The sequence below is a fragment of the Acidovorax sp. FG48 genome (genome assembly GCF_057809085.1).
The window spans coordinates 181025-197058 of record NZ_JBMDJH010000001.1 but is presented as its reverse complement, the minus strand read 5'-3'; the positions used below and the strand labels follow the sequence as shown (position 1 = coordinate 197058).

At 65.7% G+C, this 16034-nt stretch carries 19 protein-coding genes; 10 read left to right on the top strand and 9 right to left on the bottom strand.

Annotated features, from left to right (window positions below; all coding sequences use genetic code 11):
* Positions 1-61: 61 nt before the first annotated feature.
* Together ACODSU_RS00905 and ACODSU_RS00900 are read right to left on the bottom strand one after the other, a co-directional pair.
* Entirely contained in the window at positions 62-520 is a 459-nt protein-coding gene (locus ACODSU_RS00905) for a hypothetical protein (RefSeq protein ID WP_295936730.1), read from the bottom strand.
* 91 nt (positions 521-611) lie between these two features.
* Positions 612-1367: a TerC family protein gene (locus ACODSU_RS00900; RefSeq protein ID WP_015016280.1), complete on the bottom strand. Its 756-nt coding sequence runs from the start codon at positions 1365-1367 to the stop codon at positions 612-614.
* A gap of 523 nt (positions 1368-1890) precedes the next feature.
* On the opposite strand from ACODSU_RS00900, the gene ACODSU_RS00895 reads away from it, so the two are divergent.
* Positions 1891-2337 carry a DUF3717 domain-containing protein gene (locus ACODSU_RS00895; protein WP_488839362.1) on the top strand — a complete coding sequence of 149 codons (447 nt, stop codon included), beginning with the start codon at positions 1891-1893 and terminating at the stop codon, positions 2335-2337.
* A gap of 47 nt (positions 2338-2384) precedes the next feature.
* Positions 2385-2690: a putative signal transducing protein gene (locus ACODSU_RS00890; protein WP_060984480.1), complete on the top strand. Its 306-nt coding sequence runs from the start codon at positions 2385-2387 to the stop codon at positions 2688-2690.
* An 86-nt stretch (positions 2691-2776) separates the two neighbouring features.
* Here ACODSU_RS00890 and ACODSU_RS00885 read toward each other — a convergent pair whose 3' ends face one another.
* Positions 2777-3337, bottom strand: a complete 561-nt coding sequence (locus ACODSU_RS00885) for a YaeQ family protein (RefSeq protein ID WP_015016277.1) — start codon at positions 3335-3337, stop codon at positions 2777-2779.
* 101 nt (positions 3338-3438) lie between these two features.
* Complete coding sequence (gene purB, locus ACODSU_RS00880; protein WP_110960782.1) at positions 3439-4818, bottom strand: adenylosuccinate lyase; 1380 nt, start codon at positions 4816-4818, stop codon at positions 3439-3441.
* 131 nt (positions 4819-4949) lie between these two features.
* Here purB and ACODSU_RS00875 point away from each other — a divergent pair, with 131 nt between their 5' ends.
* The 8 genes from ACODSU_RS00875 to ACODSU_RS00840 all read left to right on the top strand — a co-directional run bounded on the left by ACODSU_RS00875 (position 4950) and on the right by ACODSU_RS00840 (position 12368).
* Positions 4950-5564, top strand: a complete 615-nt coding sequence (locus tag ACODSU_RS00875; RefSeq protein ID WP_056643959.1) for a glutathione S-transferase N-terminal domain-containing protein — start codon at positions 4950-4952, stop codon at positions 5562-5564.
* Between the two features lie 72 nt (positions 5565-5636).
* Positions 5637-6353 carry a TetR/AcrR family transcriptional regulator gene (locus ACODSU_RS00870; RefSeq protein ID WP_060985481.1) on the top strand — a complete coding sequence of 239 codons (717 nt, stop codon included), beginning with the start codon at positions 5637-5639 and terminating at the stop codon, positions 6351-6353.
* Positions 6354-6566: 213 nt separating this feature from the next.
* Entirely contained in the window at positions 6567-7151 is a 585-nt protein-coding gene (locus tag ACODSU_RS00865; protein ID WP_488839359.1) for a TRAP transporter small permease, read from the top strand.
* A gap of 27 nt (positions 7152-7178) precedes the next feature.
* Positions 7179-8459 carry a TRAP transporter large permease gene (locus tag ACODSU_RS00860; protein WP_476017966.1) on the top strand — a complete coding sequence of 427 codons (1281 nt, stop codon included), beginning with the start codon at positions 7179-7181 and terminating at the stop codon, positions 8457-8459.
* A gap of 56 nt (positions 8460-8515) precedes the next feature.
* On the top strand, positions 8516-9520 hold the full coding sequence (locus tag ACODSU_RS00855; RefSeq protein ID WP_488839357.1) for a TRAP transporter substrate-binding protein: 1005 nt from the start codon (positions 8516-8518) through the stop codon (positions 9518-9520).
* A 129-nt stretch (positions 9521-9649) separates the two neighbouring features.
* Complete coding sequence (locus tag ACODSU_RS00850; protein WP_043567043.1) at positions 9650-10510, top strand: shikimate dehydrogenase; 861 nt, start codon at positions 9650-9652, stop codon at positions 10508-10510.
* A 37-nt stretch (positions 10511-10547) separates the two neighbouring features.
* Positions 10548-11447, top strand: a complete 900-nt coding sequence (locus tag ACODSU_RS00845) for a VOC family protein (protein ID WP_110960786.1) — start codon at positions 10548-10550, stop codon at positions 11445-11447.
* A gap of 15 nt (positions 11448-11462) precedes the next feature.
* Positions 11463-12368 carry a sugar phosphate isomerase/epimerase family protein gene (locus ACODSU_RS00840; protein ID WP_422848098.1) on the top strand — a complete coding sequence of 302 codons (906 nt, stop codon included), beginning with the start codon at positions 11463-11465 and terminating at the stop codon, positions 12366-12368.
* Positions 12369-12380: 12 nt separating this feature from the next.
* Here ACODSU_RS00840 and ACODSU_RS00835 read toward each other — a convergent pair whose 3' ends face one another.
* Genes ACODSU_RS00835 through ACODSU_RS00815 form a run of 5 tightly spaced genes read right to left on the bottom strand, consistent with a single transcriptional unit; the run spans position 12381 to position 16004 of the window.
* The gene (locus ACODSU_RS00835) at positions 12381-12836 is read right to left on the bottom strand and encodes a nuclear transport factor 2 family protein (RefSeq protein WP_015016267.1); all 456 of its coding nucleotides are present in this window, start codon (positions 12834-12836) and stop codon (positions 12381-12383) included.
* 6 nt (positions 12837-12842) lie between these two features.
* Entirely contained in the window at positions 12843-13625 is a 783-nt protein-coding gene (locus ACODSU_RS00830; RefSeq protein ID WP_309828060.1) for an SDR family NAD(P)-dependent oxidoreductase, read from the bottom strand.
* On the bottom strand, positions 13622-14161 hold the full coding sequence (locus ACODSU_RS00825) for a DUF3833 domain-containing protein (RefSeq protein ID WP_210436207.1): 540 nt from the start codon (positions 14159-14161) through the stop codon (positions 13622-13624). Before ACODSU_RS00825 ends, ACODSU_RS00830 begins: the two co-directional genes overlap by 4 nt.
* A 20-nt stretch (positions 14162-14181) precedes the next feature.
* Positions 14182-15474 (bottom strand): MFS transporter, encoded by a 1293-nt coding sequence (locus ACODSU_RS00820; protein ID WP_488839353.1) that lies wholly within the window; start codon positions 15472-15474, stop codon positions 14182-14184.
* Positions 15471-16004 (bottom strand): chalcone isomerase family protein, encoded by a 534-nt coding sequence (locus ACODSU_RS00815; protein ID WP_015016263.1) that lies wholly within the window; start codon positions 16002-16004, stop codon positions 15471-15473. Before ACODSU_RS00815 ends, ACODSU_RS00820 begins: the two co-directional genes overlap by 4 nt.
* Positions 16005-16034 lie beyond the last annotated feature (30 nt).

The window sequence follows — 16034 nt, the reverse complement described above, 5'->3', positions numbered from 1 at the left end:
AATAGCACTGGCCTGCACCAGTGCCATCGCTGGATGTGGCGAGCTTGCCCTCCTCAGCGGATTATTCGAGCGCCAGCACCCACAACACGCCAAAGCCGGTGAGCACGCTGCCCAGCGTGCCCGACAGTGACGACCAGCGCCCATCCAGACGGCCGGCGGGCTGCACGGGCTCGGACTTGGGGCGACGTGCATCCACCACGGGTGCGGCCACTGCGCCACCGGCCTCTGCCTGAATTTGGGCCGTGAGTTCGGCCAGCGGGCCCTTGGCCACTACCGTGGTCACAGCGCCCGAAGGTGCATGCAACGTCGGGACAATTTGTGCGAACAGCTTGTCCGCCCATTTGGTGCGCCAGTTCTCACGGGTGCTGTGGCTCACCCATTTGCTGACGCGGTGGGTCATGCGGGGTGCACACGCCACCAGCACCCAATGGGTGTTCGCGCTGGCGGGGCGCCCGCACAGGGGGGCCAGCACTTGCTGCGCGTACGCTGCGTCGTCCACATACACGATGACTTTGTCCATACCCACCTCCAGATGTACGGCAGGCCACAGGGGCGCGGTATGGCCCCCTGTGCTGCCTCAGATGCAATGCAATCCGCGCGAAACGGTCAGGTCAGTGCCCAGCCGGTGCAGAGCCGGCACTGGCGCGGCGAGCCAGAATGATCTTGCCCGCCAGCAAAACCAGCAGCGCGCCAGCCACACTCGCCCCGTACTTCACGACATCGGTCACTTCGCCGGTCACGCTATCGACGGGCATCTTGAGCATCCACTGCCACTTGTCGGGGTTGGCGAGCGCCGGGTCGGTGACCAGCATGCCGCCCGCAATCCAGCCCAGCAGCATGCCGCCCAGCGTGATGATGAGGGGAAACCGCTCCATGAGCTTGATGACCAGCTGACTCCCCCAGACGATGATCGGGATAGAGATCAGCAGACCCAGCACCACCAGCAGGAACGAATGGTCGCCCGCATTCTGGGCCGCACCGGCAATGGCGATCACGTTGTCTACGCTCATGACCAGGTCGGCCACGATGATGGTCTTGATGGCGGCCAGCAGCTTATCGCTGCCTTGCACGTCGCCATGGCCTTCTTCATCGGGGGCCAGTAGCTTCACGCCAATCCACACCAGCAGCAGTGCGCCCACGAACTTGAGGAAGGGCAGTGCCAGCAAGGTCATTGCGAAGGCGATCAGGATCACACGCAGCACAATGGCACCGGCCGTGCCCCAGATGATGCCTTTGGTACGTTGCGCGGGAGGGAGCTTGCGGCAGGCCAGGGCAATGACCACCGCGTTGTCGCCCCCCAGCAGGATGTCGATGATGATGATCTGGCCGAGTGCGAGCCAGAATTCGGGCGAAGCCAAAAAGTCCATAAATTCCTCAATGTCAGTGGCGCGAAACGAGGATCCTGGCGCCACTGTAGCGCCGAGTCCCCCGCAGGGATAGGGGGCTTTGGGTGACCTGGTCAAGGAAGGCTTGCCCCAGACAGGGGTGCGTTGGCAAGCGAAGGGACGGCCTTGATCAGCCCACGGTGGGCCCATCAAAGGTCTTGCTCAGTTCCACACAGGCTGGTTGTGTGTGAACCCGGATTGCCGGAAGCATGGCTTCGTATTGACGACAAATCCGATGCCTTGCGCTGGCACGGCCCGAGTGATGGCGGGTCGGCTGGCAAGGCGGGAGCTACTCCCCTTCGAGACAGCGATTGGAACATCCTCGGCGTGGCAGCGCAAGGGCTGGGGCGTTGTGGTTACTGCGTACGTCTGTGTGGCTGGTGAGGTGGCTGGGGCGGACAGACGATGGATACCACCACTGCCAGCGTCCCTTGTGGCGGACCGCTATGATCCAGCCCCCTTCTCCTGCTGTACCGCTGCGCTTCTGCCCTCTCGCCCCGTTCCCATGGCTGCCATCCACATCACCGACATCGAAGCTGCCATCAATTACTGGCGCCACCGCGCGCCTGCATCGGCCGAGGGGCTGGGCCTGGCGCCTGAGGTCCAGGCCCTGGGGGAGGTCTACGCGCTCATGGTCTACGGCCACACCACGGAGATCGACGAGGACAGCCTGCCTCCCGCCGCCATGGCCGCATGGCAGACCTGGTACGACACGACACCCGACACACCCTGCATCGCCATTTGTTCCACCAGCCAGGGCGACGACCTGTGCAAAGGCTGCGGACGCACGTTCGACGAGGTGCAATTCTGGCTCTCGTTCACGCCAGCAGAAAAGCGGGGGGTGTGGCGCCGCATCACCCTGGAGCATTCGGCCTGGCGGTTCAACCGGTATGCCGAGCGGGCGGCCGAGGGGGTGACGATCCCAGGCGCCGCCAGCGGCAAGGTGGTTTAGCGCGTGGCGGGCTATGCGCCGGCCCGGCAAACCGCTAAGGTGGTGCCATGCAGCGTCTGACCCAAGCCCCGAATATCGCCATCGCCACCCTGTGGGCGGACCTGCTGTGCGAGGCGGGCATGACAGCCTCCGTTCAGCGCCAGTACCTGGGCGCCGCTGCGGGCCACCTGCCGCCCGACCAGTGTCTGCCCGAGATCTGGCTGGACCATGAAGAGCATGTCACCCGCGCCCGGGCCTTGCTGCAGGAGCTGCAAGACCTGCCACAGCGCCACTGGACCTGCCGCTGCGGCGAGATGGTGGAAGGCGGTTTTGAGCAGTGCTGGAATTGCGGCGCGTTCATGCCGCGCGACTGACGGCACAGGACTCGTTTGCTATACGTTTAATAGCTATTGAGGCATGTTGCACTAGCGCTAGCGGGCACTTTGGCTCCAAAACCCCCTTACTTCCAGCGCACCGGCTCCACATGCACGCTGCCCTGCGTGCTGCTCAGGGTGATGGCCCCTTCCTGCACGGTGGCCTGCAGCTGCATGCTGCGTTCGGCCAGTTGCGCCAGGGCCTGGGAGGCTTCGGTGGGAATGCGCCAAACCTGCAGCTTGTCCAGGCGCGAGAGCTTGCTTTCGATGCCTTTCCACCAGATTTCTGCGGCGTGGTTGAAGCAGTAGACGATCACGGAGTCCGCCTTGCTGCAGGCCTTGGTGAGCGGCTTGTCCTCGGGCTGGCCCACTTCGATCCACAGGCGTTTGCGGCCCGTGAAGTCGGTCAGGGAGGCATCCGGGTCGTCCGGGTCCGACAGGCCCGCGCCAAACGCCAATGTGGCGTCGCCATTGCAAAGGTCGTTGAGCTGGTGCGCCTGCATGGCCAGGGCCGCGAGCCGCACCATCATGCGCTCGTCGGTTTCGCTGGGGTGGCGGGCCAGGGTGAGGGCATGGTCGGCGTAGTACCCGTGGTCGATGTCGGCGATCTGCAGGTTCGCCTTGAAGATGGTGGATTTGATGGCCATGGATGTATCAAAAACAAGAGCTGCCAGCGCAAGTGGTTGCTTGCTTTGGCAGCTCCAGAGGTTTTAAATGCCCACGCATTAAGCACGGGCGGCTATCATTTTTATACGCGGCGTGCCAGCTCGGCTGCCTTGCCCACATAGCTACCGGGCGTCATGGCCAGCAGGCGGTCTTTTTCAGCCTGGGGAATTTCCAGCGACTGGATCAGGCCGTGCAGCGCCTCGGCCGTCACGGTCTTGCCGCGGGTCACTTCCTTGAGCTTTTCGTAGGCGCCTTGCACGCCAAAGCGGCGCATCACCGTCTGGATGGGCTCGGCCAGCACTTCCCACGAGGCATCCAGGTCTTCGGCCAGGGCTTCTTCGTTGATTTCGAGTTTGTTCAGGCCGGTGAGCAGCGAGGCATAGGCCAGCGTGGCGTAGCCCAGGGCCACGCCCATGTTGCGCAGCACGGTGCTGTCGGTCAGGTCGCGCTGCCAGCGGCTGATGGGCAGCTTTTCGGACAGGTGCTTGAGCAGTGCGTTGGCCAGGCCCAGGTTGCCTTCGGCGTTCTCGAAGTCGATGGGGTTGACCTTGTGCGGCATGGTGCTGGAACCAATTTCGCCAGCCTTCAGGCGCTGCTTGAAGTAGCCCAGGCTCACATAGCCCCAGATGTCGCGCGAGAGGTCGATCAGGATGGTGTTGGCACGGGCGACGGCATCGAACAGCTCGGCCATGTAGTCGTGCGGCTCGATCTGGATCGAGTAAGGCTGGAAGGTCAGGCCCAGGCCCAGCGGTTCGGGGGTCTCGATCACCTTCTTGCTGAAGGCTTCCCAGTCAAACTCGGGCCAGGCGGACAGGTGGGCGTTGTAATTGCCCACGGCGCCGTTCATCTTGCCCATGATCTTGACGGCGGCGATCTTCTCGCAGGCCGTTTGCAGGCGCATCAGCACGTTGGCCATTTCCTTGCCCACGGTGGTGGGGCTGGCCGTCTGGCCGTGCGTGCGGCTGAGCATGGGCACGTCGGCAAACGCGTGGGCCATTTCGCGCAGCTTGAGCATGATGCGGTCCAGGCCCGGCAGGATGACCTGGTCGCGGCCCGAGCGCAGCTGCAGAGCGTGGCTGGTGTTGTTGATGTCTTCGCTGGTGCAGGCAAAGTGCACGAATTCGGAGGCCTTTTCCAGCTCAGGACGGGCTTCGAACTTGCTCTTGATCCAGTATTCCACGGCCTTCACGTCGTGGTTCGTGGTCTTCTCGATCTCCTTGATGGCGGCAGCGTCGGCTTCGGAGAAGTTCTTGACCAGGCCCAGCAAGTAAGCACGCGCTCCGGTGGTGAGGGGCTTGAATTCAGCAAAACCTGCGTCCGACAGCGCAATGAACCAAGCCACTTCCACCTGCACGCGGCGGTGCATGTAGCCGTGTTCGCTCATGATCGGGCGCAGGGCGGCAAGTTTGGGGGCGTAACGGCCGTCAAGCGGCGACAGGGCGGTGATGGTGGACAGGCTCATGGCGCGCCATTGTAGGCGGGGCGGGTTGGCGGGGTTTGTGGGGGCGGCGCATCAGTCAGCCTCACGCCGGGTCGCTGTCGATAGAATCAAACCCGAATTGTTCAGCATCCCCGCGCACTGGAAGACACACCATGAAATTGATCGGAGCCACCACCAGCCCCTACGTGCGCAAAGTACGTATCGTGATGGCTGAGAAAAAGCTCGACTACCAGTTCGTGCAAGAAAACGTCTGGGCAGACGACACCCACATCTCCGCCTCCAACCCCCTGGGCAAGGTGCCCTGCCTGGTAATGGAAGGCGGCGAGGCCGTGTTTGATTCGCGTGTCATCGTGGAATACCTCGACACCCTGTCGCCCGTGGGCAAGCTCATCCCCACCCAGGGCCGCGAACGTGCCGAGGTCAAGACCTGGGAGGCCCTGGCCGACGGCGTGATGGACGCCGGCATCCTGGCCCGCCTGGAAGCCACTTGGGTCCATCGCAAGGACAGCGAACGCAGCCAGGCCTGGATCGACCGCCAGTTGCTCAAGGTGAACGATGGTCTCAAGTCCATGAGCCAGGGCCTGGGCGACAAGCCCTATTGCAGCGGCATCCACCTGAGCCTGTCCGACATTGCGGTGGGCTGTGCGTTGGGCTGGCTGGAGTTCCGTTTTCCCGAGATCGCCTGGCGCAACGAATACCCCAACCTGGGCAAGCTGCTCGACAAACTGATGCAGCGCCCCAGCTTCGCTGACACCAAGCCTGCCTGATCCTGTCCTGCCGCAGCGTGCGGCGGGGCTTTGTGCCGTTCGACCCTCCGCTTGCCGTATGCTCCCGGGCGTATGAACGAGATGGTTCAAAACCCACCCCCAGGAGCTGGTACCAGGGCGACCCGCCAGCGCGCCGCACGCGAGGCCGCAGCCACCCCGGGCGCCGACCGGGTGCGCGTGAACGACCCGGACCGCACCATGGCCAACATCCTGCAGGTGGCCACGGCAGAGTTTGCGGACAAGGGCCTGGCAGGGGCGCGCATCGACGAGATTGCGGCACTGACCAGCACCAGCAAGCGCATGATCTATTACTACTTCGGTAGCAAGGAAGGTCTGTACGTGGCGGTGCTGGAGGATGCCTACCGGCGCATCCGCCGCATCGAGTCCGAACTGCACCTCGAAGACCTGGCGCCCGAGCAGGCGCTGCGCACCCTGGTCGGCTTCACGGTGGACTACCAGCTCGCCAACCCCGACTTCATCCGCCTGGTGATGAACGAGAACATGCACCGGGGCGAGTACATCACCCAATCGGCCACGATCCAGGAACTGAACATCCCGGTCATCCATGCCGTGCGCGATGTGTACCAGCGCGGCGTGGCGGCGGGGGTTTTTCGTCCGGATGTGGACCCGGTCGATCTGCACATGTCGATCTCCGCCCTGTGCTTTTTCAACGTGGCCAACCGCCACACCTTTGGCGCGATCTTCAAGCGCTCGCTGGACACGCCTGCCGCCACGGCGCAACGCCGTGAATCGATCATTGAAATGATCGTGCGCTTTCTGCGGCCCTGATTCGCATTTCTCCGACGCATTGCGCGCCTTGACCGTGCGGTGCTCCCGGACATCGGAGCCGGGGGCGCTCTGCGTCTGGCGCCGTGCGTCCCTGCATTGCAGCCTTTCCCGCATGGCCTGACCGCCGCCAACCAGCAGGGTTTGCACCTAGATCAAATACTAACCAGTTCGTACAAAATTTAAAAACAGCAACCGATAACGACTGGAGACACCATGCTTGCACTGGCCGACCGCTGGCTCGGGCGATACACCCGCGCACTCGACATGCTTTCCGGCCTGTGCCTGGCCATCATGGTGGTGCTGGTGTTTGGCAATGTGGTGTTGCGTTACACCGCGAACTCGGGCATCACGGTGTCCGAAGAGCTGTCGCGCTGGCTGTTCGTGTGGCTGACGTTCATGGGAGCCGTGGTGGCTTTGCGGGAGCACGGACACCTGGGTACCGACGTGCTGGTGTCTCGCCTGCCTGCCGCGGGCAAAAAGGTTTGTCTGGTTCTGGCGCAGGTCGCCATGCTGTATGTCTCCTGGCTGCTGCTCAAGGGCAGTTGGGCGCAGATGGTGATCAATGCCGATACCGAGGCGCCGGTCACGGGGGCGTCCGTGGGCATCTTCTACGCCAGCGGCGTGCTCATGGGCGGGTCCGCCATTGCCATCTTGCTGCGTGATCTGCTGCGCACGCTGTTTGTGCCGCTGAACGACAACGAACTGGTCATGGTGCAGGAGAGCGAAGAACTCGCGGCGCTGCAACACCGCGCGGAAGATGCCAGTGCCACCCCTCCCTCGGTAGGCCCGCGCCGCTGATCCCCCCTTTGCACTGGAACGCGCACCATGACCGTCACCATCTTCCTGGGCTCCCTGCTGCTTGCCATGGCGATCGGCATCCCCATCGCTTACGCGCTGCTGATCTGCGGCGTGGCGCTGATGTGGCATCTGGACCTGTTCGACGCGCAGATCCTGGCGCAAAACGTGATCAATGGCGCGGACAGCTTTCCGCTTCTGGCGGTGCCCTTTTTCATGCTGGCGGGCGAGATCATGAATGTGGGCGGGTTGTCCAAGCGCATCGTGAAGCTGGCGCTCACCGTGGTGGGCCATGTCCCCGGTGGCCTGGGCTATGTGGCCATCATGGCGGCCGTGATCCTGGCGGCAGTGTCGGGCTCAGCCGTGGCGGATGCGGCGGCACTCGCGTCGCTGTTGCTGCCCATGATGGTGGCGGCTGGGCACAACAAGGAGCGCTCGGCGGGCCTGATTGCCTCTGCCGGGATCATCGCGCCGGTGATCCCGCCGTCCATCGGTTTTGTGATCTTTGGCGTGGCCGCCAACGTGTCCATCAGCAAGCTGTTCCTGGCGGGCATTGTTCCTGGCGTGCTGCTGGGGCTCTCGCTGGCCGTGACGTGGTGGTGGCTGGTGCGGCGCGAGAACGTGGCGCCGCCCAAGCGGGCCACGCGCGCCGAGTTGCTGCTGGCGCTGCGTGAGGCCGTGTGGGCCCTGGGCCTGCCCATCATCATCCTGGTGGGCCTGCGCATGGGCGTATTCACGCCGACAGAAGCCGCTGTGGTGGCCGCCGTCTACTCGCTGTTTGTCGCGATGGTCGTGTACCGCGAGCTGAGCCTGCGCCAGCTGGTGGAGATCTTCCAGACCTCCGCACGCACCAGTGCCGTGGTCATGTTCCTGGTCGCAGCTGCCATGGTGTCGGCGTGGCTCATCACCGTGGCCGATCTTCCGTCCGCTGTCATCGGCATGCTGGAGCCTTTCATGGGCAACCAGACGCTGCTGCTGATCGCCATCATGGTGCTGGTCATGGTGGTGGGCACCGCGATGGACATGACGCCCACCATCCTCATCCTCACGCCCGTGCTGATGCCGGTGGTCAAGGCCGCAGGCATCGACCCGGTGTACTTCGGCGTGCTGTTCATCATCAACAACGCCATTGGCCTCATCACGCCGCCCGTGGGCACCGTGCTCAACGTGGTGGCCGGGGTGGGCCGCATTTCCATGTCGCAGGTCACCCGGGGCGTCATGCCCTTCATGGTGGCGCAGTTCATCGTCATGTTCCTGCTGGTGCTGTTCCCGTCCATCGTTCTCGTGCCCTTGCGCCTGCTGGGGGGCTGACCCGCCCCTACTCGCCTACCGTTTCTGCCTGCCCAAAAAACCAAGGAGACCATTCCATGAAGCTGCTCAAAACCCTGCTCGCTACGGCCCTCATCGCCGCATCGCTGCTGCCCGCCGCGCACGCGCAGGAGCGCACCATCAAGTTCGCCTTCCAGAACCAGAAGGACCACCCCCAGGCCCAGGGGGCGCAAAAGTTGGCCGACCTGGTGGCGGCCAAGACCAACGGTCGCATTGCGGTCAAGCTCTTCCCCGGCGGCACGCTCGGCGGCGACCTGCAGACGGTGTCGGCGCTGCAAGGTGGCACGGTGGAGATGACGGTGCTCAATGCAGGCATTCTCTCGGCCCAGGCCAAGGAATTCGGCATCTACGACTTCCCGTTCCTGTTCGCTACGCCCCAAGAGGCTGATGCCGTGACCGACGGCCCCTTCGGCAAGAAGCTGCTCGACAAGCTGCAGGCCAAGAACCTGATCGGCCTGGGCTACTGGGAGCTGGGCTTTCGCAACCTCACCAACAGCAAGCGTCCCATCACCAAGGCCGAGGACATTGCGGGCCTCAAGATCCGCGTGATCCAGTCGCCCATCTACATCGACATGTTCAACGCGCTGGGCGCCAACGCCGTTCCCATGCCGTTCCCCGAGCTGTACACCGCCATGGAGCAGAAGGCCGTGGACGGCCAGGAGAACCCGTTCTCCACCATCCTGTCGTCCAAGTTTGCGGAGGTGCAGAAGTACCTGACCGTCACGCGCCACATGTACAACCCCCAGGCCGTGATCGTGAGCAAGAAGTTCTGGGACAGCCTGAACCCTGCCGACCAGAAGGCGCTCACCGACGCCATGGCCGAGGCCACCACCTTCCAGCGCGGTGTGTCGCGCGTGCAGGCCAACGTGGCGCTGGAGGACCTCAAGAAGGCCGGCATGCAGGTGTCCGAGTTCTCGCCCGCCGAGCTGGACAAGCTGCGCGCCAAGGTCAAGCCCGTGGTCGAAAAGCACAGCGAAAAAGTCGGCGCCGAGACGGTGAAAGAGGTCTACGCCACGCTGGCCAAGCTGCGCGGCGGCAAGTAAGCCCCACGCTGTCCTCCTCGCACGGCCGCCCATGGCCTGGCCACGCCCGGCCGTGCATTCACCCCGCATTCCGCCCGCCCCATGAGCACCCAGCTGCTTGATCCCCCGGTCACCACACCCATGTCCACCATGTCCTCCACAAGCCCCCGCAAGGTGCTGATCGGGCTGATCGGTGCCGGCATCCAGAAGTCGCTGTCGCCCGCGCTGCACGAAGAAGAAGCACGCCACCACGGCATGCGCCTGCACTACCAGCTCATTGACCTGGACCGCTCGGCGTCCTCGGTGGAGCATCTGCCCACGCTGTTGTCAGCGGCGCGCATCATGGGCTATGCGGGCTGCAACGTGACCTACCCCTGCAAGCAGGCAGTGATCCCGCACCTCGACAGCCTGTCCGAAGAAGCGCGCGCTATGGGCGCCGTGAACACCGTGGTTATCCGTGATGGACAACTGGTGGGGCACAACACCGATGGATCGGGCTGGGCCTGGGGCTTTACCCGCGCGCTGCCCGGCGCCGACCTGCGCCGCGTGGTGCTGCTGGGCGCAGGCGGTGCGGGCGCTGCAATTGCACACGCCGTGTTGCGCCTGGGCGCCGAGCACCTGAGCATCGTCGATGCACAGCCCGAGCGCGCAGCGCAACTGGCGGCCGACGTGAATGCGCTCTACGGCGCCCGGGCCGAAGCGGCTGACATCCAAGCGGCCATGGCACAAGCCACCGGCCTGATCCACGCCACGCCCACGGGCATGGACAAACTGCCCGGCCTGCCGCTGGACGTGGCGCTGCTGCGGCCCGCGATGTGGGTGTCTGAGGTGGTGTATTTCCCGCTCGACACCGCGCTGGTGCAGGCCGCGCGCGCACTGGGCTGCCGCGTGTCGGACGGCGGCGGCATGGCCGTGGGCCAGGCTGTGGGCGCGTTCGAGCTGTTCACTGGCGAGGCGCCCGATGCCGCACGCATGGACGCGCATTTCCGCCGCCTGGTCAGTACCCGCTGATGCCAACGCCCGCAGCAAACCACAAGGAGCCAACCCCATGAGCACCCCGATGATGGCCGCCCGCGAAGCGCTGGGCGAACTGCCCAACCCCCTGGGCTTGCAGGGCGTGGAGTTCATCGAATACGCTACCAGCCGCCCGCAAGCGCTGGGCCAGGCGCTGGAGCGCATGGGCTTCCAGCCCGTGGCGCGCCACCGCTCGCGCGAGGTGCTGCTGTACCGCCAGGGCGACATGAACATCATCGTCAACGCACACCAGGATGCCGAGCGCACGGGCCTGCATGCACCGCCTGCGCTCACCGAAGCCCCCGTGCTGGCGGCCGTCGCATTCCGCGTCAGCAACGCCGCCGCAGCGTTTCGCCGTGTACTGGAGCTGGGCGCCTGGGCCGTGCACACCGAGGTCGAGGTGATGGAGCTGAACATCCCCGCCATCCACGGTGTGGGCGCGAGCCGCATCTACTTCGTGGACCGCTGGAAAGAGTTCTCCATCTACGACGTGGACTTTGTGCCCATCCCCACCGTCCACCCGCGCCCGCCCGCGCTGCAGGGCCTGCGCCTGTTCGGTGTGGTGCAGTACATCGGTCTGGGTCGCGCGGCAGACTGGATCCACTTCTACAGCGAGCTGTTCGGCTTTGCCGAGCTGGCGCCCAACCAGTCGTTTGGCGTGCTCACCCATGGCCGCATCCTGTCCAGCCCGTGCGGCACATTGCACTGGCAACTGATTGAGCCGCAGGTCGATGCACTGGATGCCGACCCCGAGGAGCTGCTGCAGCGCGTGGCCTTTGGCACGCCCGACGTGCTGGCCACTGTGAATGCACTGCGTGCGCGGGGCGTGGAGTTTGTGGAGTCGCCCACGGGCGTGCACACCGGCACGCGCGGCGCCCTCACGCGTGCCGATGCAGCATCGCCCAGCTTCGAGCTGGTGCTCGACGCGCGCTGAGCCTGGAGACCGCCCATGCGCCGATCCACCATGCAACGCAACGTCGCCGACTTCGGCATGGACACCATCAGCCTGGCCGGGCCGCTGGAGGCCAAGCTCGCTGCCGTCCAGGCCGCAGGCTTCGGTCAGATCATGCTGGCCGCGCGCGACATCGTGGGCCACCCTGCGGGCATCGAGGCCGCCGTGCACGCCGTGCGCAACAGCGGCCTGCGCGTGACGGGCTTTCAGGTGCTGCGCGATTTTGAAGGCCTCTCAGGCCACCTGCACAGCTACAAGGTGGACATTGCCAAGCAGATGATCCTGATGGCGCGCGACCTGGGTGCGCCCGTGCTGCTGGCCTGCAGCTCCACATCGTCACACGCCACGGCCGACGCCGATGCCATTGCACGGGACCTGCGCAAGCTGGCCCTGCTGGCGTTGCCGCACGGCATTCGCGTGGCGTTTGAAGGCCTCTCGTGGGGCCGCCACATCAACGAGGTGCACCAGGCCTGGGCGGCCGTGGAGCAGGCCGATTGCCCCAACCTCGGGCTGGCCATCGACTCGTACCACCAGTTCGCCACCAGCACGCCGCTCTCGGCCCTGGAGAATGTAGACCCGGCCAAGATCTACCTTGTGCAGTTGTCGGACTTCATGTGGCAGGAGACGCGCACGGTGCAGGAGCGCATCGAGACTGCGCGGCACTTTCGCGTGTTCCCCGGCGAGGGCGTGCACAGCCAGGCGCTGGCTGAGCTGGTGCGCACGCTAGACGGCATGGGCTACCAGGGCGACTACAGCTTCGAGGTCTTCAACGACGACTACCAGCAGCTGCCGCTGCCCTATGTGGCGCAACGCGCATGGAACAGCGCGCTGTGGCTGGCCGAAGGCGTGTTGCAGCGTGCCGTGCCGCTGCCGGGGCACCCGCGCATCCGTGCAGCCGCATGAAGGCTTGCACTGTTAGCTATTGGCGCGCTTCTTGAGCCAGCGCATCAGTGCTCCGACCACGGGCAGCTTCTCGTACAGCTCTTCGGCGGCATCCCAGTAGTCGCGGTGCAAGGTCACCTGGCCCTGGGCGTCCAGCACCAGGTGCGAGGCGCCGCGCACCGTCTGCGTCACGCCCTTGTGGAAGTCCTTGAAGGCGAACAGAAAGTCCCAGGTCAGAAAACACTGCTGCCCCTGCACCACGCGGCCCGTGACCACAAAACGCGGCTGCTCCAGGGCCTCGAACATGTGGGCAAAGATGCCCTGGATGGCAGGCACGCCCACCACCTCGTTGAACGGATCCTTGAAGCGCGCCTGGGGCGCGTAGAACTGGCCGATCGTCGCCACATCGGCGGGCGACAGGTTTTCGAAAAACGCAATGACGCGCGTGACGGCTTCTTCGGTAGCGGGGGCGGTGTAAGGGGGTTGCATGGAAACTCAGAGTCCCGTGAACTTGCGGACGGCTGGAAAGTACCACCGGTAGGGCAGCAGCCGCAGCAGCTTCATCACGCGCGTAAAGCGCTTGGGGAAGTGAATATCGAACTGCCCGCGCGCCCAGCCCTGCAGGATGGCGTCGGCTGCCGCTTCGGGGGAGATGAGCGCAGGCATGGTGAAGTCGTTGCCCGCCGTGAGCGGCGTGGCCACAAAGCCGGGGTTGATCACGCTCACGCCCAGGCCCAGGTCGTGCAGGTCCAGGTACAGCGCCTCGGCCAGGTTGATGAGCGCGGCCTTGGTGGGCCCGTAGGCCAGGCTCTTGGGCAGGCCCCGGAACCCCGCCACGCTGCTGATCAGGCTCACATGCCCAGGGTGCCCCGTCTGGGCCGCAGTGAGCATGGCGGGCAGCACGGCGGCCAGCACATGCAGTGCGCCGTTGTAGTTGATCTGCTCGTGGCGCAGCATCACGGTCAGGTCGAAGTCGGTCGCGCGCATGTCGCGGTAGTAGCCCGCGCAGTAGCACACCAGGTCGGGCACGCCGTCCGCCAGCACCTGCGCGGCGGCGGCTTGTACCTGGGCAGGTTCAGCCGTGTCAAAAGCCAGCGCGGTGCTGCCGGGGTGCTGCACCACAAAGGCGTTCAGCGCATCGCTGCTCCGGGCCGAGACGATGACTTGCGCGCCGCGCGCATGCAGCGCTGCCGCCGTGGCCCGGCCAATGCCGCTGCTGGCTCCGATGAGCCAGGCCCGGCGACCCTTCCAGTCGCGCAAGGGAGGGTTGAGTTTCATGGTGCGCGCTTGGTGAAGGACAGGGTGATCTCGCCCAGCCGCACGCCGAACTTGCTCATGGTGGCGCGGTTGAGCATCACGCGATCATCGATGAGGTACATCCAGTCGTCCAGGTCCACGTTGTAGACCTTGCCGTCCACGGGCAGGGCCAGCGTGTAGTTCCAGCGGAAGGCGTTGCCGCGCGTCTGCCCGTTGGCCGTGCCCACCACATCGTCGGCGGTGCCGGTGTAGCGGCCGTCGGCATGTTTGGTCAGGCGCCAGATGCGGCGCTGCGTGGTGCCGTCGGAATAGGTGAAGGCTTCGTCCAGCACGCCCTCGTTGCCCTTCCAGCTGCAGTCCATCACCACGGTGAAGCGTTTGACGATCTGCCCGCTGCGGTCCTGGAAGATTCCGTAGGCGTCGATCTTGCCGTTGAAGTACTGGGCCAGGTCCAGCACCGGTTTTTCGCTGGCGTAGCCATCGAGGTTCTGGCTGGCGCAGCCGGACAAGACCACAGGTGCGGCCACGGCGGCGGAGAGGAGAAGGCGTCTTTGCATGTTGGGCATCCCTTGAAAAATCAGGCACTGGCCGCGCCGCGCGCAGGCCGAAGCACCAGCCAATACAGCGCCGCCGCTGCCAGCAGCTTGAGCGCGCTGGGCAGCACGGCGTAGGCCAGCCCCAGGGTGTGCAGGCCGTCGTCGCTGCGTGTGCCTGGCGTGTAGCCCCACCAGCCCAGCAGCGGCAGCGCCAGGCCTGCGGCCAGCGCCAGGTTGAGCTTGGTGGCAAAGTTCCACCAGCCGAAGTAAGCGCCCTCGTGCCGGCCGCTGTCGCCCTCGGCGGCAATCACGCCAGCCAGCAGGGCGCTGGGCAGGGCCAGGTCGGTGCCAAGGGCCACGCCCGACAGCGCACAGACGATGAGGAATGGCACCACATCGCCCGCACCCAGGAACGCCGTCCACACAAACACCGCAATCGCCAGCAGCATGCCGGCCAGCCAGGTGCGTGCCAGACCCCAGCGGGCGACGGCGCGCAGCCACAGCGGGATGGACAGCGCCGCGCAGACGAAATAAGCGGCCAGGAACATCGGCTCCTGCGCGGGCGGGGCCTGCAGGCGGTCCTGGATGAAGAAGAGTACCAGCGTGGCCGGGATGGCGCTGGCAATGCCGTTGAGCATGAACACCGCCAGCAGGCGGCGGAAGGCGGGCCGCCCCCAGGGCCGCCACAGGCTGGCACGTTGGGGCGGGCGGTACACGCCGGCCACGGCGCCCGCGTGGCCTGTGGGGCGCGGCGCGCGCGTCCACGCCCACCAGCCCAGCAGCAAGGTGAGTGCAAACACGCTGAGCATGACTGGCAGGCCCAGCAGTGCGGGCAGCACCGAGGCGGTGACTACTCCCACCAGCGCTGCGCCCTCGCGCCAGGCCACGATGCGGCCGCGCTGCAGCTCGTCGCCGCCCAGCCGCGCGCCCCAGGACTGGTGCGCAATGCCCAGCTGGCTGTAGGCGGTGTAGGTGATGAGCAGCGCCACCAGCGCCCAGGCGATGAGCGCATCGGCCCCGCGCACCTGCGGGAAGAACAGGCTGGTCAGCCCCAGTGCCAGCACCACGGCAGACACCGCGCCCACCGCCAGCACGGCGCGCACCGAGCGGCCAAACAGGTAGTCCGACAGGCGGCCCAGCAGCGGGTCGGACACCGCATCCAACAGCCTTGCCGCCAGCAGCACCGACCCCAGCGTGGCCAGCGGCATGCCGAACTCGCGCGCGTAGTGGTTGGGCAGCAGCACGTACAGAGGCAGCGCCACAAAAGCCAGCGGCAGGCCCAGCAGCCCATAGGCCAGGCCTTGGCCGGCGCGAATGGGCGGGGTGGTGGTCATTGCTGCCCTTGGCCCGCCGTGCGGGTGGCGGCGATCAGCTCTTGCCGCAGTCCGGGCTCGGAGGTCTGTGGCGACAGCCAGATGCCGAAGAACAGGCGCGAGAACTCGGCGTCGGGCACCTCGCCCACCACACGCCCGCCCATCTTGAACACGGCGCCCGCGCCGGGCTGGTACAGGCCCAGCAGCCGGTCGCCCGCCTTCACATCTGGCAAGGCGGCGGCCAGCGCCTGCTGCCAGCGCGCGGCCTGCTGGGGCGTGAAGCTGCCCACGCGGCGCATCTCCTCGATGGAGCGCTTGGCGATGGCGTCGGCCGAAAAATCGCGGTGGTAGGTCAGCTCCAGCGCCAAGGGGTGGGCTGCATAGTTGTCGGCATCAAAGCCGGGCTGCACCCACAGCCGCGCGCGGTAGATCTCAAACCCCAGAAAGCGCAGCACGCCCTGCCCCACCAGCCGCGCACCCGACAGCGGGGCTGCAGCGGCGGCGCTGGCCTCTGCCACCTGCGCCAGCGCGGTTTGAGGGCCAAAAGCCATCAATGCGATAGTGAATATTGTGGCAATAGC

Coding starts and splice junctions, on each gene's coding strand:
- ACODSU_RS00905 (WP_295936730.1), bottom strand. CDS start 520: ATGGACAAAGTCATCGTGTATGTGGACGACGCAGCGTACGCGCAGCAA.
- ACODSU_RS00900 (WP_015016280.1), bottom strand. CDS start 1,367: ATGGACTTTTTGGCTTCGCCCGAATTCTGGCTCGCACTCGGCCAGATC.
- ACODSU_RS00895 (WP_488839362.1), top strand. CDS start 1,891: ATGGCTGCCATCCACATCACCGACATCGAAGCTGCCATCAATTACTGG.
- ACODSU_RS00890 (WP_060984480.1), top strand. CDS start 2,385: ATGCAGCGTCTGACCCAAGCCCCGAATATCGCCATCGCCACCCTGTGG.
- ACODSU_RS00885 (WP_015016277.1), bottom strand. CDS start 3,337: ATGGCCATCAAATCCACCATCTTCAAGGCGAACCTGCAGATCGCCGAC.
- purB (WP_110960782.1), bottom strand. CDS start 4,818: ATGAGCCTGTCCACCATCACCGCCCTGTCGCCGCTTGACGGCCGTTAC.
- ACODSU_RS00875 (WP_056643959.1), top strand. CDS start 4,950: ATGAAATTGATCGGAGCCACCACCAGCCCCTACGTGCGCAAAGTACGT.
- ACODSU_RS00870 (WP_060985481.1), top strand. CDS start 5,637: ATGAACGAGATGGTTCAAAACCCACCCCCAGGAGCTGGTACCAGGGCG.
- ACODSU_RS00865 (WP_488839359.1), top strand. CDS start 6,567: ATGCTTGCACTGGCCGACCGCTGGCTCGGGCGATACACCCGCGCACTC.
- ACODSU_RS00860 (WP_476017966.1), top strand. CDS start 7,179: ATGACCGTCACCATCTTCCTGGGCTCCCTGCTGCTTGCCATGGCGATC.
- ACODSU_RS00855 (WP_488839357.1), top strand. CDS start 8,516: ATGAAGCTGCTCAAAACCCTGCTCGCTACGGCCCTCATCGCCGCATCG.
- ACODSU_RS00850 (WP_043567043.1), top strand. CDS start 9,650: ATGTCCTCCACAAGCCCCCGCAAGGTGCTGATCGGGCTGATCGGTGCC.
- ACODSU_RS00845 (WP_110960786.1), top strand. CDS start 10,548: ATGAGCACCCCGATGATGGCCGCCCGCGAAGCGCTGGGCGAACTGCCC.
- ACODSU_RS00840 (WP_422848098.1), top strand. CDS start 11,463: ATGCGCCGATCCACCATGCAACGCAACGTCGCCGACTTCGGCATGGAC.
- ACODSU_RS00835 (WP_015016267.1), bottom strand. CDS start 12,836: ATGCAACCCCCTTACACCGCCCCCGCTACCGAAGAAGCCGTCACGCGC.
- ACODSU_RS00830 (WP_309828060.1), bottom strand. CDS start 13,625: ATGAAACTCAACCCTCCCTTGCGCGACTGGAAGGGTCGCCGGGCCTGG.
- ACODSU_RS00825 (WP_210436207.1), bottom strand. CDS start 14,161: ATGCAAAGACGCCTTCTCCTCTCCGCCGCCGTGGCCGCACCTGTGGTC.
- ACODSU_RS00820 (WP_488839353.1), bottom strand. CDS start 15,474: ATGACCACCACCCCGCCCATTCGCGCCGGCCAAGGCCTGGCCTATGGG.
- ACODSU_RS00815 (WP_015016263.1), bottom strand. CDS start 16,004: ATGGCTTTTGGCCCTCAAACCGCGCTGGCGCAGGTGGCAGAGGCCAGC.